Raw genomic sequence first — 23,243 nt, forward strand, 5'->3', positions numbered from 1 at the left:
CAGTTGACCACCTGACAAAGATAAAGCGTGGCGAGAGGAGTCCAGCTATGAGCAATGTGGACAGCTTCGGTTCCAAGGGCGTACTGAATGTAGCCGGTACCGAATACGAAATTTTCCGGCTGAGCGCGGTGGAAGGCTCCGAAAACCTTCCCTTCAGCCTCAAGGTCCTTCTTGAGAACCTTCTACGCACCGAAGATGGTGCGAACATCACCGCGGACCACATCCGCGCGCTGGCCGGATGGGATCCGGATGCCCAGCCCAACACTGAAATCCAGTTCACCCCGGCCCGCGTCATCATGCAGGACTTCACCGGCGTTCCCTGCGTCGTGGACCTGGCCACCATGCGTGAGGCAGTCCAGGAGCTCGGCGGCGATCCGAAGCGCGTCAACCCGCTGGCTCCGGCCGAGCTGGTCATCGACCACTCCGTCCAGATCGACGTGTTCGGCAACGCCGGTGCGCTCGAGCGCAACATGGAAATCGAGTACCAGCGCAACGGCGAGCGTTACCAGTTCCTGCGCTGGGGCCAGACGGCCTTCGACGACTTCAAGGTCGTTCCCCCGGGAACCGGCATCGTCCACCAGGTCAACATCGAATACCTCGCCCGTACTGTCATGACCCGTGAGGTCGAAGGCAAGCTGCGTGCCTACCCCGACACCTGCGTCGGCACGGACTCCCACACCACGATGGTCAACGGCCTGGGCGTGCTCGGCTGGGGCGTCGGCGGCATCGAGGCCGAGGCTGCCATGCTCGGCCAGCCGGTCTCCATGCTCATTCCGCGCGTCGTCGGCTTCAAGCTGAGCGGTTCCATCCCCGCCGGTGCCACGGCCACCGACGTCGTGCTGACCATCACCGAGATGCTGCGCAAGCACGGCGTGGTCGGCAAATTCGTCGAATTCTACGGCGAGGGCGTTGCCGCGGTTCCGCTGGCTAACCGCGCCACCATCGGCAACATGAGCCCGGAATTCGGTTCCACGGCCGCCATCTTCCCGATCGATGACGTCACCCTGGACTACCTGCGCCTGACCGGCCGCTCGGAGGAGAGTGTCGCGCTGGTCGAGGCCTACGCCAAGGAACAGGGCCTCTGGCACGATCCGTCCCACGAGATCAAGTTCTCCGAGTACATCGAGCTGGACCTGTCCACCGTCGTGCCATCCATCGCCGGCCCCAAGCGTCCGCAGGACCGCATCGAACTGACCCGTTCCAAGGACCAGTTCCGCAAGGACCTGCCGAACTACGTGGGCACCGGTGACGAGGATGCCCTGGACGAGGCCCTGGAAGAGTCCTTCCCGGCTTCCGATGCCCCGGCCATGACCTCCACTGTCCGCCACCACTCCGCCGCCGCCAACGCCGCGGGCCGGCCGTCCAACCCGGTTCCGGTCCAGATGTCCGACGGCCGCGAGTTCATCCTGGACCATGGCGCGGTCTCCATCGCGTCCATCACCTCCTGCACCAACACGTCCAACCCCTCCGTGATGCTGGCGGCCGCTGTGCTGGCCCGCAATGCCGTGGATAAGGGCCTGACGTCCAAGCCGTGGGTCAAGACCTCCATTGCCCCGGGCTCCAAGGTCGTCACCGACTACTACGAGAAGTCCGGCCTGATTCCATACCTGGAGAAGCTTGGCTTCTTCGTGGTCGGCTACGGCTGCGCGACCTGCATCGGCAACTCCGGTCCGCTGGAGGAGGAGATCTCCGCCGCGGTCCAGGCCAATGACCTGTCCATCACCTCGGTGCTGTCCGGCAACCGCAACTTCGAAGGCCGGATCAATCCGGACGTGAAGATGAACTACCTGGCCTCCCCGCCGCTGGTCGTCGCCTACGCCCTGGCCGGTTCCATGGACTTCGACTTCGAGAACGATCCGCTGGGCCAGGACACCGACGGCAACGACGTCTTCCTGAAGGACATCTGGCCGAACCCGGTCGAGGTGCAGCAGGTCATCGACTCCTCGATCGACCAGGAGATGTTCTCCAAGTCCTACGCGAGCGTCTTTGAAGGCGACGAGCGCTGGAAGTCCCTGCCGACTCCGGCCGGCGACACCTTCGCCTGGGACCAGGACTCCACCTATGTCCGGAAGCCACCGTACTTCGAGGGCATGAAGCCCCAGCCGGATCCGGTCGAGGACATCACCGATGCGCGCGTGCTGGCCAAGCTGGGCGACTCCGTCACCACGGACCACATCAGCCCCGCCGGTTCCTTCAAGTCGGACAGCCCGGCCGGTCGCTACCTGCTGGAGCACGGCGTGGAGCGCAAGGACTTCAACTCCTACGGTTCCCGCCGCGGCAACCACGAGGTGATGATCCGCGGTACGTTCGCGAACATCCGCCTGAAGAACCAGCTGCTGGACGGCGTCGAGGGTGGCTTCACCCGCGACTTCACCCAGACCGGTGGTCCGCAGACGTACATCTACGACGCCGCGATGAACTACCAGGCCGAGGGCACCCCGCTGGTGGTCCTGGCCGGCAAGGAATACGGCTCCGGTTCCTCCCGTGACTGGGCCGCCAAGGGCACCGCGCTGCTGGGCGTCAAGGCCGTCATCGCCGAGAGCTACGAGCGCATTCACCGCTCCAACCTGATCGGCATGGGCGTGCTGCCGCTGCAGTTCCCCGCCGGCCAGAACGCGGCCACCCTGGGCCTGACCGGCACGGAGACCTTCTCCGTGGAGGGCGTCACCGAGCTGAATGAGGGACGCACCCCGAAGACGCTGAAGGTCACCGCGACGCCGGAGGAGGGCGGCCAGCCCGTCACCTTCGACGCGGTCCTGCGCATCGATACGCCGGGTGAAGCCGATTACTACCGCAATGGCGGCATCCTGCAGTACGTGCTGCGCCAGATCTCGGCCAGCTAACGGGCCAGCAGGGGAACCTGCCGGCGACAGCCCGGTCCCCTCAGCGGTGGCAAACCGTTGAGGGAACCGGGCTGTTTCGCGTGCAGGCCGTCCCCCGGGCGTTATGGTTAAGGATGCGCCTGCGGCATGTCTGCCCCATCCGCGCAGAGAATTCTTAGTAAGGGGAGGGACCGTTGGGACTTCTGGAAACGATCCAACATCCGCACGACCTCAGCAAACTGGGCCCGGAACAGCTTGAAGAGCTGGCGGAGGAGATTCGCCGTTTCCTGATTACCCACGTCTCGCAAACCGGCGGTCATCTGGGACCGAATCTTGGCGTGGTGGAACTGACACTCGGAATCCACCGGGTCTTTGATTCGCCGCGCGACAGTGTGGTGTTCGATACGGGCCACCAGTCCTACGTCCACAAGCTGCTGACCGGCCGCCAGGACTTCAGCACGCTGCGCCAGCAGGGCGGGCTCTCCGGCTATCCCTCCCGCGCCGAATCGGTGCACGACATCGTGGAAAGCTCCCATGCCTCCTCGTCGCTGTCCTGGGCGGACGGGATTTCCCGGGCGCGAGTGCTGACCGGTGAAGGGGACCGGTACGTCGTGGCCGTCGTCGGCGACGGTGCCCTCACCGGCGGCATGGCGTGGGAGGCCATCAACAACATCGCCGCGGACAAACGCCGCCGCGTGGTCATCGTGGTCAACGACAACGGGCGGTCCTATGCCCCGACCGTCGGCGGAGTTGCCGATTACCTGGCTTCGCTGCGGCCGACCATCGATACCGTCCGCACCCACCGGGTCTACGAAGGCACGCTGGACTGGTGGAAGCACCGGCTGCAGAACGGCGGACCGCTCGGCCGGTTCGTCTACAAGGGCCTGCACGCCACCAAGAAAGGCCTCAAGGACTGGTGGGCACCGCAGGGCCTCTTCGACGACCTGGGCATGAAGTATGTGGGGCCGATCAACGGCCACGACCTTGCCGCCGTCGAAAATGCGCTCCGCCAGGCGCGGAACTACGGCGGGCCCGTCATTGTGCACGCCATGACGCAGAAGGGCCGCGGCTACGCGCCGGCCCGGGCGCATGAAGCGGACCAGTTCCACGCCGTCGGCATCATCGACCCGGAAACCGGCGAGCCCGTCGGCTCCGCTGGCGCCCAGTCCTGGACGTCCGTCTTCGCCGACGAAATTTCCCGGATCGCCGACGAGCGCAAGGATATAGTCGGCATCACCGGCGCCATGCTCATCCCGGTAGGCCTGCATAAATTCGCCGCCAAGTATCCGGAACGGGTTTTCGACGTCGGCATCGCCGAGCAGCACGCGCTGACCAGCGCGGCAGGCATGGCCTACGGCGGACTGCACCCCGTCGTCGCGGTGTACGCCACCTTCCTGAACCGCGCCTTCGACCAGCTGCTCATGGACGTCGCCCTGCACAAGGCGGGCGTGACCGTGGTCCTGGACCGGGCCGGCGTCACCGGCCCGGACGGCGCCAGCCACCACGGCATGTGGGATCTGTCCATGCTGCAGATTGTGCCGGGCCTGCACCTGGCGGCTCCCCGCGACGCCACCCGCCTGCGGGAGGAGCTGCGCGAGGCGGTCGCCATCTCCGATGCTCCCAGCGTGGTCCGTTTCTCCAAGGGTTCCGTGGGGGCGGAGGTTGAAGCGATCGAACGCCTTTCCGACGGCGTGGATGTGCTGGCCCGCCGGCCGGCCGGCTCCACCGACAACGACGTGCTGATCGTCAGCGTGGGTGCGATGAGTTCGCTGGCGCTGAGCGTGTCCGACGGGCTCGGCGCCCAGGGCATCAGCTCCACCGTGGTTGACCCGCGCTGGGTGCTGCCGGTCCCGAAGTCCATCGTCGAACTGGCGGCCAAGCACCGGATCGTGATCTGCATCGAGGACGGCGTGCGCGCCGGCGGCGTGGGTTCGCGGATCCGCCAGGAGATGCGCCAGGCGGGCGTGGATACCGCGCTCAACGAGGTCGGGCTGCCCGTCGAGTTCCTGGACCACGGCACCCGCAGCGAGGTCATGGAGCGCGTGGGGCTGACCGCGCGCCAGGTCACCCAGGATGTCGTGGCGCAGGTGCTGGGCACCAAGGTTCCGGTGGCGCGGCCCCTGGGGCAGGAGTCCCATACCGGCCCGCTGCCGCGGCTCTGAACTGTCCCGCTTCGGAACTGCACGCCAGCCTAACGCCCTCGCGCTAGGCTGGGTTCCATGACTGAATACCGCAGAGTGGGCCACTCCGGACTGACCGTGTCCGTCACCGGCCTCGGGTGCAACAATCTGGGCCGCGCCGATACGGCGACGGAAACCGCCGAGGGGGCTGCCGCCGTCGTCCATGCCGCCATCGACGCCGGGGTGACCTTGTTCGACACCGCGGACACGTACGGCAAGGTTCCCGGACTCAGCGAGGAGCTGCTGGGCAAGGCCCTGCGTGGTCGGCGGGACGACGTCATCGTCGCCACCAAGTTCGGCATGGACGCCCGGGGCGCGAACGGTCCGGACTGGGATGCACGCGGTTCGCGCCGCTATATCGTCCAAGCTGCCGAAGCCTCGCTGCGCCGGCTGAACACCGACTGGATCGATCTCTACCAGTTCCACACCCCGGACCCGCTGACGCCGATCGAGGAGACCCTGGCCGCGCTGGACGATCTGGTGACCAGCGGAAAGGTCCGCTACATCGGCCACTCCAACCGTGCCGGCTGGCAGATCGCGGAAGCTGAATTCACCGCCCAGCTGGGCGGCTATACGCGGTTCATCTCCGCCCAGAACCACTACAACCTGCTGGACCGCCGCGCGGAACTGGAAGTCACCCCCGCGGCCGAAGCCTACGGGCTGGGCGTCCTGCCGTATTTCCCGCTGGCCAACGGCCTGCTGACCGGCAAGTACAAGGGGGGCAAGGCGCCCGAAGGCAGCCGGCTGAGCCGGGTGCGGACGCACATGCTCGAGGACGCCGACTGGGAGCAGCTGGGACAGTTCTCGGCCTTCGCCGAAGAGCGGGGCCTCACCGAGCTCCAGGTTGCATTTTCCTGGCTGGCGGCCCAGCCCGCCGTGTGCAGCGTGATCGCCGGGGCCACCCGGCCGGAGCAGATCCGTGAAAATGCGACGGCGGTCTGCTGGGTTCCGACCGACGACGAACTGGCCGAACTCGATGAGATCTTCCCGACGGTGCCCAAGGTCGCACTGTTCTAGCATGCGCAAACTGCTGCTGGACGTGGACACCGGCATTGACGACGCCCTGGCCCTGGTGTACCTGCTGGCTCATCCGGAAGCCGAGATCCTCGCCATTACCTGCACCGCGGGCAATGTGCCGGCGCGCCAGGTGGCGCAGAACAACCTGGCCCTGCTCGAGCTCTGCGGCCGGTCCGGCATTGAGGTAGCCATCGGCAGCGAAGTGCCGCTGCAGGTTCCGCTGCAAACCACCGAAGACACGCATGGACCGCAGGGGCTGGGTTATGCGGTCCTGCCGGCACCCCGGCAGGGGATTTCGCCGCGCCACGCCGTGGAGGTCTGGGTGGAGGCGGCCCGGGCGCATCCCGGGGAAATCACCGGCCTGGTGACCGGGCCCCTGACCAATCTGGCGCTGGCTCTGGAAGCCGAGCCGCGGCTGCCGGAACTGCTCAGGGGACTGGTGATCATGGGCGGCGCCTTCAACTACGCAGGCAACACGACGCCGACCGCCGAGTGGAACACCTACGTCGACCCGCACGCAGCCAAGGCCGTCTACCGGGCGTACCTGGGAGCACCGGAGGGCCAGCTGCCGATTGTCTGCGCCCTGGAGACCACCGAACGGATCGAAATGAAACCGGAGCACCTGTGGCTGCTGGCGGAGGCCGCAGGCGCTGCGCCGGAACTGCTGGACCCGGCTGATCCGGTGGGGCGGCGCAGCACCTCCGCCAACCGACTGGTGGCCTGCCTGTCCGATGCCCTCCGTTTCTACATGGAATTCCACCGCGCACAGAACCAGGGTTTCCTGGCACACCTGCATGATCCCTTCGCCGCGACCGTGGCCATGGGGGAGGGGGCCTGGGAAACGCAGTTGGCCACCGTGGATGTGGAGGCTGACTCGCCCCTGCTGGCGGGAACCACGATCGCCGACTTCCGCGGCATATGGGGCAAACCGCCGAACGCACGCATTATCACCGGCAATGATCCCGAAGCATGTTTTACCGCACTCATCCAGCGGATTGGCGACCTGGCCCGATCGCTAGGGGAGCCGGCTCAGTAATCCGGCACGGTAGGATGGTTTCCTGCCGGGACAGGCTCCCGCCGCAGGTACCGAGGTGACATAGGTGCTGCCATGATTTCGTGCACCCCACCGAGGACCTATGTCTACATCACTGACTGTCACCGATCCCACCCGGAACACATCACGCCGCTGGCTCGGCTGGCTGGGCGGCGCACTCATCGCCGCAACGTACCTTTTCCTGATCGCCACCCAGCCCGCGGAGATTGTCACCGGCGTCGGAAATCCGGCCGCGCTGGTCACCCTGGCCGGCTTCCTGGCCGGAGCCGTGCTGCTGATCGTCGGCGTCCTGCCGACCCTGCCGACGACGTCGGTCGTCCTCCTGCCGGTGGCGCTGGCCCTCAACATCGCCATCGGCCAGCTCGCCGGCAGCCTCGGCCTGCCGCTGTACCTGGATGCCATCGGCACCGTCCTGGTAGCGGTCCTGGCCGGACCGTCCGCCGGGGCGGCCACGGGTGCCCTGTCCAACATTGTCTGGATGCTGATCAATCCCACCGTGCTGCCGTTCGCCGCCGGCTCCGCCCTGATCGGGTTGCTGGCCGGCTGCGCCGCGCGCTACGGGCTGTTCCGGCGCTTCTACCTGGTCCCGGTTGCCGGCCTGTTCGTCGGCGTGGTGGCCGGCGTCGTCGCTGCGCCCATCGCCACCTTCGTCTTCGGCGGAACCTCCGGTATCGGCACCGGCGCGATTGTCAGTTCCTTCCGCGCCATGGGGGACACGCTGCTGGCGGCCACCACCAAGCAGGGCCTGCTGTCCGATCCGCTGGACAAGGCCGTGGTCTTCACCGTCGTGGCGTTCCTGGTCTACGCCCTGCCGGCGCGGATCCGCCGGCAGTTCCACTTCGTCCGGACCCACAACGTCCTGGCCGGAAACCGCTGACCGAAGCGATGTTCCGGCGCCTCAGTCCGCTGACACTGCTGACCGCCGCCGCGGTGACCATGGTGCTGGCCCTCGTGGTCAACCATTGGGTCTTTTCGCTGGCGGTGATTGCCGGGCTGCTCCTGCCCGGACTCGTCTGGTCCGGGCAGGGCGGGCGGATTGCTGCCGCCGCTGCGCTGCTGGTGCTGCCCATGACGGTGTCCCTGCTGCTGATGCACGCGCTGTTCTTTCCCGAAGGCCGGCAGGTCCTGGCGCAGTGGGGGATCCTCCGTGTCACCGCGGAGGGCCTGCTGTTCGGGATCTCGATGTCCCTGCGCCTGGCCGTCCTGGTCCTGGCCTTCCTGATCTTCTCCTACACCCTCTCGGTGTCCGATCTGATGGCCGAGCTGAACCGCCGCCGCTGGCATCCGAAGCTCGTATTCGTCGTCTGCTCCGCTCTGCAGTTCGCCCCCATCGTCTCCGAGCGTGCGGCGCAGATTTCCGAGGCCCAGCAGGCCCGCGGGCTGGTGCTGCGCCGGGGTCTCAGCTCCCGGCTACGGGCGTTTCTGATGCTGGCGGTACCGCTGGTACTCGGGCTGCTGGTCGACGTCGAGGAACGTGCACGGGCGCTGGAATCCCGCGGCTTCAGCCGCCCTGGACCACGCACCAGCTATGCCGAAACCGTCGACTCCGCCGGGCAGAAGGCCTTCCGCCTGGCCGCAGTCGGTTTCACCGGCCTCTTCACTGCTTACTGGTATGGCAGGGGAGTGTGGCTGTGATCTCCCTGGAGCTGGCCCGGTTCAGCTATCGCCCCGGTGACCGGCCAGTGCTGGCCGGCATCGGCTTCGAGGTGGCCCCCGGCAGCAGCCTGGCCATCGTAGGCGGCTCCGGCTCCGGCAAGACCACCCTGGCCAGGATCCTCGCCGGCCACCTTCCCGGACCGGGGCACGGGCAGATGCTGGGCACCCTCGGGCTTGGTTCCGAGCAGATCTCCTTCCAGGGCCTGGCCGACGATCCGCAGCTCGATTTCCCCGCCTGGAGCTCGCTGGTGGGCTACGTCAGCCAGAACCCGCGGACGCAGCTCTCCACCGTCAAGTCCACGGTGGCCGAGGAACTGGCCTACGGCCTGGAAAACCAGGGACTCGAGCGCCGGCTGATCCGTGAGCGGGTAGCGGCCGTGGCGGAAAGACTGGGCCTGGGCCCGCTGCTGGACCGCTCCCCGCTGCACCTTTCGGGCGGTCAGTTGCAGAAGCTGGTCATCGGCTCCATGGCCGTGACCGGCCCCAAGGTCCTGATCCTCGATGAACCCGAAGCAGGATTGGACGCACCGTCCCGGGCTGCCCTTCGGCAACTGCTGGACGAACTCCAACGGAACGGCGTGGCCCTGGTGGTCTGCGGTCAGTCCCTCGATGGGTTCGCGCGGCAGGCGGAGGACATGATCGTCCTGGACGAAGGCCGGTGCCGCTTCCGCGGACCGTGGCAGAGCGTGGTCCGGGCACCCGAGGTCGCCGCGCTGCCGGTCTTCGGCAATCCCTATGTTGAGCTGGCGCGCTTCGTGGAACCCGCGGAGGACGCCCGCGCGCTGCCCGTCGATGAGGCGGAGACGGCAGCCTATTTTGCGCCGCGGCTCCGGGGTGAACCGGCAGCGTACGACGGCGGTGCCTCCGTTGGCGCCGCAGCTGTGGCGACGCCCGCTGCGGCTTCGCCCGCCGCGCCGCTCGCCGTCGTCGAGCACGCACGGTTCACGTATGGGCAGCCGGCCAAGCGCCGGCAACGGTGGCTGGCGCCGGCTGTGGGCCGCCGCCGCGGCCACGGAACGGACCCGGCCCTTGACGATGTGTCGCTGGAGATCAGGCCCGGTGAGCGCATCGCCGTCATGGGGCCGAACGGTGCCGGCAAGACCACGCTGCTGCGCCAGCTGAATGGTCTGGCCAAGCCACAGGCCGGCCGCTCGGTCGTCGCCGGCAGGGATACCGCGCACCATCCGGTCGGTCACTTGGCCGGCGAAGTTGGCTATCTTTTCCAGAACAGCGACAACCAGCTCTTCGAACGCACGGTGGAACGCGAAGTGGGATTCGGTCCCAGGAACCAGCGGCTGGACAAGGCCGTCGTGGCGCACCGGGTGGCCGATGCACTGTACCGGACGGGCCTGGAAGCAGCCGCGGGGGAGCACCCCTACGAGCTTGCCGGCTCGGACCGGAAGCGTGTGGCCCTGGCATCCATCGTGGCCGCCGGGCCGAAACTCTGGGCGTTGGACGAGCCGACCACATCACTGGACAAGGCTGGTGTGGAACTGCTGCAGTCCCTGATCGCCGAACACACGTCCACCGGCGGGGCGGCCGTTCTGGTGACACACGATATGGACTTCGCGGCAGCGGTGTGCGGCAGGCTGATCGTCATGGACCGGGGCCGTATCGTCGCCGACGGCCCGTTTGGCAAGGTCGTTGAAAACCTCTTTACCTTGGAGGCTGCCTTGGAGGATGCGGCGGCCTTGCGCTCGCCGGCAGGATTGGTGCCGCCGAGGATCTGGCGCCTGGCCGGGCTGCTCGGACTGGAATTGAAGGCCATTACTCCGGCGGGTTTTGCCGCCGCGCTGGACAGGGGGAGGGCATATCCTCTGACTGTGCCGTAGCTGCTTAGGCGGTGCTGGTGTTGTCAGGCCTTCTCATCGGCAGCGGACAGCACCTGCCATAGGTGACCGTCCGGATCGGCGAAGACGCCGACGTAGCCCCATGCCTGCTGGCCGGGTTCGACGACGATCTCCCCGCCCGCGCGCCGTGCGCGCTCCACAGCGCTGTCCACGTCCTGCCGTCCGGACACCGGCAGCGCCATCAGGCATTCGCTCACCTCCGGCTCCGCGGTAGTCCGGTTCCCTGTCACCCAGCCGAAGCCGCCGGTCGGGATGAACATCAGGCGGAGGCCCGGGTTGAGCTCGAACTGCAGTGGTTCGGGGACGCCGTCGTCGGCAAGATCGCCGACAGGGCTGAAGCCCAGGCCCTGCGTATAAAAATCGAATGACGTCTTCCGGTCCGACGTCGGCAGGGCGATCGTAATTGGTCCTGGTGCGTAGGTAGATTCGGCCATAACTGCTCCGTTCGTCCAGTACTTACAGGATTCAGTCCCGCTGGACCCGCAGTCTACCGGGCCGGGGCCGGGAGCAGGAGAGCATGCTGGTTCCGTAGCCTCGCGACACGGTTGGCAAGCGTTTGCCACGCGCTGGGCGCCGGAGTACTATATTCAACGCTTCAAGTACGCCTCATCGACGAGGCGTCCGCCCGCGGCAGTGCGCCTGGGCGAGCCCGCGCTTCCGGCTGTTCGGGCCGGTCGTCCACCAATAGGATCAGTATGTCAACCATTAAATCCGGCCCGATCCATGTCACGAGTGACCTGGCCGATCCGTATGCCCTGAATCCCAGGGACATTCAGGAGCCACCCACAACCTTGCGGGGTCGGTTCAAGTTCCTTGGCCCGGGGATGATCACCTCCGCCGCCGTCGTCGGATCCGGCGAACTGCTGACCGCAACGACGCTGGGTGCCGAGGTCGGTTTCATACTCCTCTGGCTGGTTCTGGTCTCCACCTTCATTAAGGTGTGGGTGCAGGTCGAGCTGGGCCGCTGGTCCATTTCGACCGGCAAGGTCGCAGTGACCGGTTACGACGAGGTCCCGCCGAGAATCGGCAAGCGCGGCTGGATGGCCTGGCTCATCCTGCTCATGTTCGTCCAGTTCCTCACCAGCCAGGCCGGCGTCATCAGCGCGTCAGCCTTCGCCTTCTCCTCGCTGCTGCCGATCGGCGGTGACCCGTACTCCTTCGTGTCGATCGGCAGCTGGGTGGCGATCCTGGTCGCCATCGCCATCGCGATCCACGTGACCAACAAGTACACAGTGGTGGAGCGGATCTCGACGGCTCTAGTCCTGCTCGTCGCGGTCTTCGCTGTTGTCATGGTGTTCGCGATCCAGGGCACCGAGTTCTCCTGGACCGCGGGGGATCTCGGCGACGGCATGCGGTTCCAGATCGCCCTCGGCTCGATGGGCGTCGCCCTGTCGATGTTCGGCCTCACCGGTGTCGGCGCCGGTGAAATCACCGCCTACACCTACTGGTGCGTCGAGAAGGGCTACGCCGCCTGGACCGGCCAGAACGACGGTTCCGAGGCGTGGACCAAGCGCGCCCGGGGCTGGATCTCCGTCATGAAGCTCGACGCGTGGGTCTCCTGGCTCGTCTACACCGTCTCGACCGCCGCGTTCTACATGCTGGGCGCCGCCGTCCTGCACCCACAGGGAATCGTACCGAAGGGCGACGAGGTCATGGGTACGATCTCCAGCATCTTCTCGACGCAGGTCGGCCAGTGGGGCGCCGTCGTGTTCCTCATTGGCGCCGGCATTGCCCTCTTCAAGACGATCATCGCCAATGTCCCGAGCCTCGGCCGCCAGGTGGGGAACACATTGGCTGTGTTCGGCGCGTTCGACTGGAACAACCAGAAGCAGCGCGACCGCTGGATGCGCGTCATCATGATCGTTCTGCCCATCGTGTGGGGCCTGTTCGGCACCATCGTCTCGTCGCCGCTCGCCCTGGTGGTCCTCGCGGGCATCCTCAACGCCGTCTTCCTGATGGGCGTCGCGGCCGCGACCATCTACCTCTCGCACCGGCAGACCGATCCGCTGGTCAAGGACGGCAAGGCATTCACTGTGATGCTTCTGGTCTCCGCAGCGGCGGTCTTCTTCGTCGGCGTCATGGGCCTGATCAATACATTCTGAGACTCCATACATTTTGATTCGCCGGCAGGTGGATAGAGAGGAGAGCGGCGCGTGAAGGCTGTCGTCGTACATGGACAGAACGACCTGAGGGTCGAGGAGGTCGCGGACCCGGTCTGCGGCGGCGGCGAGGTCCTCGTGGAGATGGAGTGGGGAGGCATCTGCGGTTCGGATGTCTCGTACTGGAAGAGCGGCGCCTCCGGCACCGCCATCCTCAAGGATCCGCTGGTCCTGGGCCACGAAGTCGCCGGCCGCGTGGCCCAGATCGGCCCGGCCGCGGCCGCGGAACTCGCGGAGCGCGGGATCGACGTCGGCACCCCGGTGACGATCCACCCCGCGACTCTGGTCGGCGAGTACGACGTCGCGCCGGAGATCGCCGGGCGCACCAACCTGTGGCCGGAAGTCCGCTACTTCGGTTCGGCGGCCTTCCAGCCGCATGAACAGGGCGGATTCAGCCGGTTCCGCATGGTGCGCCCGGATCAGCTGCGGGTGGTTCCCGCGAACGTTTCGACGAAGGAAGCCGCACTCGCCGAACCGTTTGGCGTGGCGCTGCACGCTGTTTCACGGGCCGGAGATGTGGCGGGCCGTACAGTGCTCGTCAACGGCTGCGGTCCGATCGGTGCCCTGGCCGTCGCCGCGGCCAAATCGTCCGGTGCAGAACGCGTGGTCGCCGCCGACCTCTCCGATGCGGCCCTCGACATCGCCCGCCGCATGGGAGCGGATGAGACGGTGAACCCGGGGCGGGCCGGTGTCCTGCCGCAGGACGTCGACGTCGCGATCGAGGCATCCGGTGCGCCGCGGGCGCTCGGTGGCGTCATCGCCGCGGTCCGCCGCGGCGGGATCATTGTCCAGGTCGGCAACCTGCCGGCGGGCGAGGTGTCCGCTGCCCTGGGGAACATCGTGACCCGCGAGATCGACTACCGCGGCTCGTACCGGTTCGTCGACGAGATCTCCCGGGCGCTCGAGCTCATGGCGGATGGCGTGGACGTCCGGCCGCTGATGACGCACGAGGTGTCGATCGACGAGGCTGTTCGCGGTTTCGAACTCGCGGCCGACCGGTCGACGGGCTCGTCAAAGGTCATGATCCACCTCGGCTGAGGGCACGGCTGAAGCACTGATATGTAGGCTTGCGTGGGGCACGTGACTGGAGCAGGGACGGGTGCCACACCGCACGGAGGATTCGGCTGGAGCAATCCACCCAGCAGACCGTCGTTGTCTTCACCGCCGCTGAGGGTGCCGTTCAGGATGTCCGGCTATTGGGCCGGGTGGAGCTGCCGGTGCCGGCGCCACAGCAGGGCGGCGGTGACGATGTAACAGGCCGGCCACCAGATCATCACGAGCCGCCAGGCGCCTTCTCCGCCGGCCAGGGTGATGGCCCAGCTGCCGAGCGATACTGCCAGGGCCAGGAACAGGTAGATCCGTGTGCGGTGCAGCCAGACGTAGGGCAGGAAGTGCGCACCGCCGATGGCGGCGAACGCGGCGGGCACCAGCGCCGGGTTCAGCGTGTACATCATGATGACCGCCGGCAGAGCGAGGATCTGCACCATGGCCAACTGGACTGAAAGGGACCGCAGCGGATGGTCCGCCGCCATCGGACCGGTGCCCAGTTTGCGCTCCAGAGCGAACGCCAGCGGCAGGGCGACTCCGCCCTGGAACACCGCCACCAGCACGGCCACATTCAGGGGCAGGAAGAAGGAGAGCACTGCTGCGATCGAGAGGGTCAGGGCAAAGGCGATCAGCCAGGCGGCGCCCTGTGCCGCCGTTCCCGACGCTGGGCGCCGGGCTTCGTCTACCGTCCATTCACGGGTTATCTGTTCAGTCACCGAGCTATTCAAACGGCATTCATTGGTCAAGACAATCAGGAAACTGATCAACAGCAGGCGGCGTGTTTTCAGGCGAAAAGGCGGGATACGATTCCGTTCTTGTCGCCACCATGGTCGCTGCTGATAGCAGTCCACGCCGTCGCCGCCGCGTATTCGATCTTATTCGGTGCCTTCCAGTTGCTGGGCAGAACCAAGGGCGGCCGGCTGCACCGGTCGTTCATGCGGGGCAGCTATTTCGGTGTGCTAGGAGCCTTTATCGGGGTGGTTGCCGTGCCCGACGGGCGGATTCCGCAAATGGCCGTCCACGACCTGCCCGGCCTGTCCCTGTGGCTCACCTCAATCATCCTCACGGCCACGTTCACCGTCCTGGGGGTCACGCTGCTGGGCAGGAAGGCGGACAAGGCCGCTCCTGAGCCCTCGAAACGGCTGTGGGCAGCTGAGACCTGCCACCACCCGGTGTAGCGGACTATTCGTGTCTCCCAGGCAGCGGCCGGAACTGTCTCAGGGCAGGCCGCTGCAACCGGCCTGCCATAGCGCCGGTTACAGCGGCCTCATCGATATGGATGAGCCCGTATCCCTTTACAAGGTGATGACTACTGCTCGAAGAAGTTCGCCTACGGAGTCATTTATCCTCGAGTTAATGGATGTCGTCGGCAGACTTGGGCACCGCGGGCAGGGAACCAGTCGGGTGAGGCATCCGCGGGGTGAGCACAGAGGCGGCATCGGTCTCGGACGAGTAGGTCAGGAACGCCAGGTGGGCTTCGAATCGGTCCAGCACGTCGTCGATCACCTGCTGCTTGGTCAGGCCCATCAGGTCATAGCCCTCGGACCCGGTTTGGGCGAACACCTCGAGCCGGTAGTAGACGTCCGTCTCCCGGGTCATCCGCCCGCCGAACATCGGGACCGGTGCTTGGACCACCGCGACCTGATAATGGAAGTCGCGGAACTCGTTCATGCGCACCACCAAGGTGGGTTCGTCAATGTTGGTCTCCGAGTTGGGCATCGCGCCCAGTTCCAGGGTGTAACCCTGCTTCTGGAACTCCTCGGCGATGTCGTTCAAGGCTGGTTGCACCACCCGATCGATGAACTGCGCAACCGCCTTCTTGGACGGGAAGGCGCGCAGTCCGGCCAGTCGCTGGCGCCAGGATCGCTCGGGGACGTTGCCGCCGGTGACCGCCGCAGCCGAACGACGGCGCAACACCTGGCCCTCGCGTTCGGCGCGTTCCATGCGCAGTACCTTGGAGAACGAGGCCATCACCAGGTAGGCGATGATCGTCACCGGGAGTGCGAAGATCAAGGTGGCGTATTCCATGGTGGTCACGCCGCCGGCCACCAGCATGGCCACCGTGAGGACTGCGGTAAGTACAGCCCAGAAGATGCGCAGCCACTTGGCACCGTCTTGGGAGGGATCCGGGATGGAGGAGGAGAAGTTGGACATCACCATGGCACCGGAGTTGGCACTGGTGAGGTAGAACAGCAGCCCGGACAGGGTGGCCAGGCCGATGAGGAATGCCGCTCCCGGGAACATCTCCAACAGCGCGTACCAGCCTGCCTCAGGGCTTTCCATGGCCAGCTCGGCGAACTCGGTGTTGCCGCTCTCCACCTCATGAAGTGCGGAGTTGCCGAAGAGGGAGACGATAATGAAATCGCACAGCACCGGGGCGCTGATCGCCGCGATCACGAACTCACGCAGGGTGCGGCCGCGGGAGATGCGGGCCAGGAACAGGCCCACGAAAGGACCCCAGGCCATCCAGAATGCCCAGAAAAACAGGGTCCAGCCGCCCATCCACTCCGCTCCGCCAGGTTCGTAGGCGAAGGTCTGCAGGGTGCGCTCGGGCAGAGTGAGCACGAAACGGCCAATGTTCTCGACCAGCGCGTTGAGCAGGAAAGCGGTCTGGCCGGTGACGAGGATGTAGAGCATCATCGCCGCCGCACTCCAGAGGTTCAACTCGGAGATCCAGCGGATGCCCCTGTCAACGCCGGAGGTGCAGGCTGCCACGGTCAGGATCACTGCCACAACCACCAGGGCGATCTGCAGGCTCAAACCTTCCGGCAGACCGAACAGCCAGGAGAAGCCCACGTTGAGAAGCACTACGCCAATGCCCATGGAGGTGGCCACGCCGAACACGGTGCCGACCAGGGCGAAGATGCTGATGGTGTCTCCCAGCCCGCCGCGTACCCTCTTGCCCAGCAACGGGTACAGGGCGGCACGGATGGACAGCGGCATGCCCCACCGGTACGCGAAGTAGCCCATGGCCATCCCCAGCAGGGCGTACATGGACCAGCCGGCCACGCCGTAGTGGAACATGGTCCAGACGACCGCGTCCTGGGCGGCGGCGGTCCCGCCCTCCCCGGTGGGCGGGTCGATGTAATGGGTGATCGGCCCGGTCACCGAGTAGAAGAGCATATCGATCCCCACGCCCGCGGCGAAGAGCATGGCCACCCAGGTGAACAGGTTGTACTGCGGGCGGGAGTGGTCTGGTCCCAGGCGGACGCTGCCTTCTTTGGAGAAGGCCACCCACAGCACGAACAGGATCACCAGAGTTACGGTGAGCACGTAGTACCAGCCAAGGTTGGTGGCGATCCAACTCACCCAGGTCTGCATGGTGGACCGGGCATTGTCCGGCATCATCATGGCCCAAACCGAGAAGGCCAGGATCACTACGGAGGAAATGATAAATACCCGCCATTTAACCTGCGGGCCCCGGTGCTCCACAAGCTCTGCTGGTCCTTTGCCCAGGTCGCTGCGGGAGATCGGAGTGGGATTGTCGTGGTCCCAGGAAGGCCTGCGGCGCTCGGTGCCGCCGAACTGGCGGCGCTCAATGGGTGGCCGCTGCCCGCCCTGTGCCGTTCTCTCAACCGTGCCGTTTCCTGCGGCTCCGTCGGTGGACGTCGGCTCGCGGCGTTGCTCTGAGTCGTTGCCGAATTTCTCTCCAGCCACGAGAACACCCCTTTCTTCGGGACAGGGGCCGCACGTTGCCGTGGGCACCCCATCATGCGGATACTGCAGAAATCAGTTGCAGCAGGTCATTAGGTCAGATGCCGTGGTAGAACGACAGCCAGAACTTCCTCCATGTCCTCCATGGGATATCCAGTTGAGACTATGTCCTGCGGAGCCGGGTGACAGCCGTGAACGCACGCCCCATGAGGTGTCCGCTCAAGGTTGGAAATAAAACACCTGAGCTAACCACGTCATCTGTTATTTTCGACGGCGTCGGTATCCCCGCTGCTCGCAGGGACGCCATGAGTATCACGGGAAGTCTTCAGGACTCGGATTTGCTGTCTCCGTCACTGCGGGAGCTCCGGCGGCTTGGCGCAGGTACTGGTAAACGGTCTCCCGGCTCAGCCCGTACTCCTTGGCGAGCGTGGATTTCGGGATTCCGGCGGCGGCGCGGCGGGCCAGTTCGGCGGTCTGCTCGGCGGACAGGGTCTTTTTTCGTCCCCGGTATGCGCCGCGCTGTTGGGCCAGGGCAATGCCTTCTCGCTGGCGTTCCTTAATCAGGGATCGTTCGAATTCGGCGAAGGCGCCCATGACCGAGAGCATGAGGTGGGCCATCGGGGAGTCCTCGTCGGTGAAGACCAGGCCTTCCTTGACGAACTCCACCCGCACTCCATTGCTGGTGAGCCTCTGGACGAGGGAGCGGAGGTCGTCCAGGTTGCGGGCCAGCCGGTCCATGCTGTGCACCACCACGGTGTCTCCCTCGCAGGCGCAGCGGAGCAGTTCGGTCAGCTGCGGCCGGGCCGTGTCCCGGCCCGAGGCCTCGTCGGTGAACACCTGGTCCAGGACCTGGCCCTCGAGCTGGCGCTGCCCGTTCTGGTCCAGGGTGCTCATGCGCATATACCCGATCCGCTGACCTGCCATGCAGCCTCCAATCCCAAAGTGTCAGGTAGAACTCTATGACTTCATTCTTTACTTGTCAAGAATTGAGAAATCAGGCTCTATTCTGACGGCTTTTCAGCAGCTCGTCTGACGTCAGGTTGGGGTGTACTTCAATCCGATGCACCCGATTCGACTCCGAAAGCCAGAGTCTCCCGCATGGCGCCGGTTGTTCGCCGGCCTGGCTCCGTGCCGGGCCTTGGTGTTCCGTGGGGAACCGGCGTGCCCGGCAAGCGTGGCCGCCGGGTAGTTATTCGGCCGTGGTGGCGAAGCGTGACGCGCCACGTCCGTCGAGTCTGCCGCCGGGCAGTGGTCGGCCGGAGATCGCAAGAAGTAAGTCGATTGCTTGGCCGCGGACTTCCGATCCTTTTCCTATGGCCAGATCGATGTCAGTGGCGACCAGGTGCACGCCCTGGGCTCTCTCCTTGCCGCCGCCCATCGCGACGCTGACGCCAGCCTGATAATCAATGGCGGCCACGACAGACCTAACGGGGTAGGCCGATTCGATCCCGAGCGGACGCCGGATATCCTCGCCATGCACAAAGGCTTCGACCAGGCGCGTAGCCAGCGGGGCCGGCGGGGTCCTGGTCAAGGCGGCCACCGAGTGCATCGCATGCAGCGTCTGGCGGGGATCGGCCCGCTTTTCCCGCCCAACGCCGATCGCATTGTCATGGTCAAAATCGAAACGCGCGGCGATCATCCGCCGAACGAAGTCGATCCGGCCCGTCTTCGCCGTGTCCACCAGGTGCGCGAGCACGTCATGGACGTTCCACCCGGGACAGAGGGAGGGGGTCCGCCAATCCTCCGGTGACAGGTCGGATAGGTCCTCGATAAGGCTCCGTCGTTCGGTATGTACGATCGGCCACACAGCCGCTTTGTCCAGCTTCGCCATATCACCATTGGATCAGTAGGTTGCACATCCTGGCCATGGGGGTCCGTCCTGTGTGGGCGTAGCGGAGCGCGTCGGCCCTCGAGAATTTCGGTTAGCCGCGCGTACTAATGCGCGATGAGGGCATGGCCGGGGTCATCCGGGGCCGGGCCCACCGGACCACCGTGCCCGGCAGGGAGGGCAGCGGGCCGGGGATCTGCTCAACCGCGAGTTCACCGCCGAGAGGCCAACTACGGATGGGTCACCGACTTCACCTACGTCAGAACGTGGGCAGGCTTCGCCTACGTGGCGTTCGCGATCGACCTGTATTCACGGGCCATCGTGGGCTGGCCGCGGCCATGTCCAAGGACACAGACCTGGTCCTGACCACCCTAAAGATGGCCCTGTGGCGGCGCGACCACGACGGGCACCGGGTGCCGGAGAGGATGATCCACCTCTACAGCCTCGCCAGTTCCGGGTGGAACAGCTTCCCGTTCACCCGTTCCGAGGCTCCGCAGTGGTCCAGATAGGGCGTGATGCCGCCGAGGAACATCGGCCAGCCGGCGCCAAGGATCATGCACAGGTCCACATCCTCCGGTCCTGCAACGACGCCCTCGTCCAGCATGCGTCTGATTTCGTCCGCGAGCGCATCCTGGGTGCGGCGCAGCACCTGGGCCGGCGTCGACGGGGAGGTGCCGAAGTCCAGCAGCGCCAGGGTGCCCTCAGGCACCCGCTGTGTGCCGCCGTCGTCCGTCCACAGCCCCTTGATGCCGGCGTCGATCAGCTTCTGCTGGTTGGCGGAAACATAGAAGCGGTCCCCGAACGCTGCGTGCAGGGACTCCTGGACGTGCTGGCCGACGGGCAGTCCCACCAGGGCGAGCAACCTGAATGGTGTCATGGGCAGGCCCATCGGGCGCAGGGCATTGTCCGCGGTGGCCGCGTCCGTGCCTTCGTCGAAGACCTTGGTGATTTCGCCGAACATCCTCCCCAGGATCCGGTTGACCACGAAGGCGGCCGCGTCCTGGACCAGCACGGCGGTCTTCTTGAGCTGCCGGGCGGTTTCGAAGGCTGTCGCCAGCACGGGGTCAGCGGTCCGGGGCGCCCGCACGATTTCCACCAGCGGCATGACGGCGACCGGGTTGAAGAAGTGGAATCCGACCACCCGTTCCGGATGCTGCAGGTCCGCGGCCATCGCGGCTACGGAGAGGGAGGAGGTGTTGGTCGCCAGGATGCACTCGGGGGAGACGATGGCCTCCAGCTCGGCGAAGACCTGCTTCTTCACGGACAGCTCCTCGAAGACGGCTTCAATGACGAAATCCGCGTCGGCGAATACGTCCTTGCCGACAGAGCCCGTGACCAGCGCCTTGGTGCGGTTGGCGGCGTCCGCTGAGATCCGGCCCTTGGCCAGCAGCTTGTCCACCTCCGCATGGACAGCCGCAACGCCCCGGTCCACCCGGGCCTGGTCGATGTCCGTCATCACTACAGGCACCTTGAGCTGACGGGCGAACAGCAACGCCAGCTGCCCCGCCATCAGGCCGGCTCCCACAACGCCTACCTTGGTCACGGGACGTGCCAGCTTCCGGTCAGGTGCTCCAGCCGGGCGCTTGGCGCGCTTCTGCACAAGATCCAGGAAGGCGTACACGGTAAACCGGAATTCCGGGGTCTGCATCAGTTCGGCAAGGACCTCGCACTCAGCCGCTGCGGATTCCTCCCTGGTCCAGTTCCGCCCCTTGTCCATCAGGTCAAGGACTTTGGCGGGGGCGGGCGAGGCATTCCCTGTCTTCGCTTCCACGAAGGCGCGGCCGCGTGCGACGGCGGCATCCCACCGTTCGTCGTCGGCGTCGCCTAGGTCTGCGCGCCGGATGCGGACGGCATCCGTAGCAGCGCCGCCGCTGAGTATCCCGGCGGCCCAGACCAGCGACTGCTCCAGGAAGTCCGCCGGCTCGAACACAGCATCGGCGATGCCGAGCCTGTAGGCCTCCGGGCCGGACAGCAGGCGGTTGTTGCTCAGCGGATTTTCGATCATGACCTTGACCGCGTTCTCCGGGCCGATCAGGCGGGGAAGCAGGTAGACGCCGCCCCAGCCGGGCACTAGGCCCAGGAAGGATTCCGGGAGGCCGAGGGCACTGGCTCCGCTGGAGACGCTGCGGTAGGTCGAATGGAGGGCCACTTCCAGACCGCCGCCCAGTGCCACCCCATTGATGAAGGCGAAACTGGGCACGCCCAGGTCCGCGAGCATTCCGTAGACTTCGTGGCCCAGCTGGGCCATCCACAGCCCATGCTCCTTCTCCGTCAGTGACTTCACGGCTGAGAGATCCGCACCGGCCACGAAGTAGTACGGCTTGCCGGTGATGCCTACGGCGTCGATCTCCTTGGCAGCCGCGCGCCCCTTGAGGTCTTCCAGGACAGTGCCCAGCTCAAGGAGCGTATTGGGGCCGATGGTGGTCGGACGGCTGTGCTCCAGCCCGTTGTCCAGGGTGATCAGGGCCAGGGTCCCCGCGCCGTGGGACAAGGCGATGTCCTGGACGTGGGAATGGGTGACGGTCTCGTCCGGGAACCGCTCGCCGAGTTTCCGGTAATCACCGATGCTCATGCTGCATCTCCTTCGCTGTATCCGGCATGGTGCGGGTTCTCCCAGATCACGGCCGCGCCCATGCCCAGTCCAACACACATGGTCGTCAGGCCGTAGCGCACCGATGGATCCTCTTCGAACTGGCGGGCCAGCTGGGTCATCAGCCGGACCCCGGAGGAGGCCAGCGGGTGCCCGACGGCGATAGCGCCGCCGTAGCGGTTAACCCGGGGATCGTTGTCGGCGATGCCGAAATGGTCCAGGAAGGACAGCACCTGCACGGCGAACGCCTCATTGATCTCGAACAGGCCGATGTCGGCGATCGACAGTCCTGCCTGGCGGAGGGCTTTCTCCGTGGCGGGCACCGGACCGATGCCCATCACCTCCGGTTCGACGCCGGCGAAGGCATAGGAAACCAGCCGCATCCTGACCGGCAGCCCAAGTTCGGCGGCAGCATCGGAGGATGCGAGCAGCGCGGCGGTGGCGCCGTCGTTCAGGCCCGCCGAGTTTCCCGCGGTGACCCGGCCATGCGGCCGGAAGGGAGTGCGCAGGCCGGCAAGATCCTCCACTGTGGTCCCGGGCCGGGGCGGTTCGTCCGCCGTGTTCAGGCGCCAGCCCTGCTCCGGCTTCATCGTTGCCACGGGTACCAGATCGGGCTGGATCTGCTCATTGGCGTAGGCCTTGGCCAGCTTGGCCTGGCTGGCGGCAGCATAGGCATCGGCGCGTTCCTTGGTGATGGCGGGGAAGCGATCATGCAGGTTCTCCGCCGTGTTTCCCATGTTCAGCGCAGCCGGGTCCACCAGCCGCTCGGACATGAACCGGGGATTCGGGTCCGCACCGGCGCCCATGGGATGGTTGCCCATGTGCTCCACGCCCCCGGCGACCACGACGTCGTAGGCACCGAAGGCGATGCCGGACGCCGTCGTCGTCACCGCGGTCATCGCGCCGGCGCACATCCGGTCGATGGCAAAGCCGGGGACCGTTCGGGGCAGGCCGGCCAGCAGGGCCGCCGTGCGGCCGATGGTCAGGCCCTGGTCACCGGTCTGCGTCGTGGCGGCAATGGCGACGTCGTCAATCCGCTCCGGGGGCAGCTCCGGATAGCGCCGCAGAAGCTCGCGGATGCATTTGACCACCAGGTCGTCCGCCCGGGTGCCGGCATAGATGCCCTTCTCACCGGCCTTGCCGAAAGGGGTCCGGACGCCGTCGACGAAAACGACGTCGCGGAGCTGCCTGCGGGTGCGGGGTACGGGACGGCTGTCAACGCTCACTTGGAACTCCTCGCTGAGATAAGGGGATCGCCAACGGTCATGTTACTTGCTAGTAACTTAGCTGGCAAGGCGCCCGGACCGGGGACGTTCCCCCGGCCGGGGGAGCCGCTTCCCTCCGGCGCGGGGTCCGCCGCCGGGGCCGCGGCGGAAGAGTATTTGC

At 66.3% G+C, this 23,243-nt stretch carries 18 protein-coding genes; 11 read left to right on the top strand and 7 right to left on the bottom strand.

The genetic code is table 11. The annotated features are described in order from the left end of the window. The first annotated feature begins 47 nt into the window (after positions 1–47). The 7 genes from acnA to AC5RWU_RS04055 all read left to right on the top strand — a co-directional run bounded on the left by acnA (position 48) and on the right by AC5RWU_RS04055 (position 10,561). The gene (gene acnA, locus AC5RWU_RS04025) at positions 48–2,843 is read left to right on the top strand and encodes an aconitate hydratase AcnA (protein ID WP_494029336.1); all 2,796 of its coding nucleotides are present in this window, start codon (positions 48–50) and stop codon (positions 2,841–2,843) included. A gap of 173 nt (positions 2,844–3,016) precedes the next feature. Continuing rightward, on the top strand, positions 3,017–4,984 hold the full coding sequence (gene dxs, locus AC5RWU_RS04030; RefSeq protein WP_494029335.1) for a 1-deoxy-D-xylulose-5-phosphate synthase: 1,968 nt from the start codon (positions 3,017–3,019) through the stop codon (positions 4,982–4,984). A gap of 57 nt (positions 4,985–5,041) precedes the next feature. Next, entirely contained in the window at positions 5,042–6,019 is a 978-nt protein-coding gene (locus tag AC5RWU_RS04035; RefSeq protein ID WP_494029334.1) for an aldo/keto reductase, read from the top strand. Between the two features lies 1 nt (position 6,020). Continuing rightward, positions 6,021–7,055 (top strand): nucleoside hydrolase, encoded by a 1,035-nt coding sequence (locus AC5RWU_RS04040; protein WP_494029333.1) that lies wholly within the window; start codon positions 6,021–6,023, stop codon positions 7,053–7,055. A 100-nt stretch (positions 7,056–7,155) separates the two neighbouring features. Beyond that, on the top strand, positions 7,156–7,950 hold the full coding sequence (locus AC5RWU_RS04045) for an ECF transporter S component (RefSeq protein WP_494029332.1): 795 nt from the start codon (positions 7,156–7,158) through the stop codon (positions 7,948–7,950). A gap of 8 nt (positions 7,951–7,958) precedes the next feature. Next, entirely contained in the window at positions 7,959–8,708 is a 750-nt protein-coding gene (locus AC5RWU_RS04050; RefSeq protein ID WP_494029331.1) for an energy-coupling factor transporter transmembrane component T, read from the top strand. A gap of 47 nt (positions 8,709–8,755) precedes the next feature. Further along, positions 8,756–10,561, top strand: a complete 1,806-nt coding sequence (locus AC5RWU_RS04055) for an ABC transporter ATP-binding protein (protein ID WP_494036911.1) — start codon at positions 8,756–8,758, stop codon at positions 10,559–10,561. Between the two features lie 23 nt (positions 10,562–10,584). Here the strand turns inward: AC5RWU_RS04055 and AC5RWU_RS04060 are convergent, their stop codons facing one another. Next, a complete protein-coding gene (locus AC5RWU_RS04060) occupies positions 10,585–11,013 on the bottom strand; it encodes a VOC family protein (protein WP_494029329.1) in 429 nt (142 codons plus the stop codon). A 261-nt stretch (positions 11,014–11,274) separates the two neighbouring features. Between AC5RWU_RS04060 and AC5RWU_RS04065 the strand changes: the two genes are divergently transcribed. Both AC5RWU_RS04065 and AC5RWU_RS04070 read left to right on the top strand, forming a co-directional pair. After that, positions 11,275–12,681: an Nramp family divalent metal transporter gene (locus AC5RWU_RS04065; RefSeq protein ID WP_494029328.1), complete on the top strand. Its 1,407-nt coding sequence runs from the start codon at positions 11,275–11,277 to the stop codon at positions 12,679–12,681. 51 nt (positions 12,682–12,732) lie between these two features. Next, entirely contained in the window at positions 12,733–13,776 is a 1,044-nt protein-coding gene (locus AC5RWU_RS04070) for an L-idonate 5-dehydrogenase (RefSeq protein ID WP_494029327.1), read from the top strand. A 155-nt stretch (positions 13,777–13,931) separates the two neighbouring features. Here AC5RWU_RS04070 and AC5RWU_RS04075 read toward each other — a convergent pair whose 3' ends face one another. Next, positions 13,932–14,501 carry a DUF7010 family protein gene (locus AC5RWU_RS04075; protein WP_494029326.1) on the bottom strand — a complete coding sequence of 190 codons (570 nt, stop codon included), beginning with the start codon at positions 14,499–14,501 and terminating at the stop codon, positions 13,932–13,934. 99 nt (positions 14,502–14,600) lie between these two features. Here AC5RWU_RS04075 and AC5RWU_RS04080 point away from each other — a divergent pair, with 99 nt between their 5' ends. Then, the gene (locus AC5RWU_RS04080; protein ID WP_494029325.1) at positions 14,601–14,963 is read left to right on the top strand and encodes a DUF2306 domain-containing protein; all 363 of its coding nucleotides are present in this window, start codon (positions 14,601–14,603) and stop codon (positions 14,961–14,963) included. A 175-nt stretch (positions 14,964–15,138) separates the two neighbouring features. Here the strand turns inward: AC5RWU_RS04080 and betT are convergent, their stop codons facing one another. The 3 genes from betT to AC5RWU_RS04095 form a co-directional block, all read right to left on the bottom strand. Continuing rightward, entirely contained in the window at positions 15,139–17,325 is a 2,187-nt protein-coding gene (gene betT / locus AC5RWU_RS04085; RefSeq protein WP_494029454.1) for a choline BCCT transporter BetT, read from the bottom strand. A gap of 426 nt (positions 17,326–17,751) precedes the next feature. Then, entirely contained in the window at positions 17,752–18,363 is a 612-nt protein-coding gene (locus AC5RWU_RS04090) for a recombinase family protein (RefSeq protein ID WP_494029324.1), read from the bottom strand. Positions 18,364–18,628: 265 nt separating this feature from the next. Further along, entirely contained in the window at positions 18,629–19,270 is a 642-nt protein-coding gene (locus tag AC5RWU_RS04095) for a maleylpyruvate isomerase family mycothiol-dependent enzyme (protein ID WP_494029323.1), read from the bottom strand. A gap of 114 nt (positions 19,271–19,384) precedes the next feature. On the opposite strand from AC5RWU_RS04095, the gene AC5RWU_RS04100 reads away from it, so the two are divergent. Further along, positions 19,385–19,633 carry a DDE-type integrase/transposase/recombinase gene (locus AC5RWU_RS04100; RefSeq protein ID WP_494029322.1) on the top strand — a complete coding sequence of 83 codons (249 nt, stop codon included), beginning with the start codon at positions 19,385–19,387 and terminating at the stop codon, positions 19,631–19,633. A 70-nt stretch (positions 19,634–19,703) separates the two neighbouring features. Here the strand turns inward: AC5RWU_RS04100 and AC5RWU_RS04105 are convergent, their stop codons facing one another. Together AC5RWU_RS04105 and AC5RWU_RS04110 are read right to left on the bottom strand one after the other, a co-directional pair. Beyond that, positions 19,704–21,839: a 3-hydroxyacyl-CoA dehydrogenase NAD-binding domain-containing protein gene (locus tag AC5RWU_RS04105; protein ID WP_494029321.1), complete on the bottom strand. Its 2,136-nt coding sequence runs from the start codon at positions 21,837–21,839 to the stop codon at positions 19,704–19,706. After that, complete coding sequence (locus AC5RWU_RS04110; RefSeq protein WP_494029320.1) at positions 21,836–23,083, bottom strand: thiolase family protein; 1,248 nt, start codon at positions 23,081–23,083, stop codon at positions 21,836–21,838. Before AC5RWU_RS04110 ends, AC5RWU_RS04105 begins: the two co-directional genes overlap by 4 nt. Between the last annotated feature and the right edge of the window lie 160 nt (positions 23,084–23,243).

It is taken from the genome of Arthrobacter sp. B0427-1-12 (assembly GCF_059092905.1).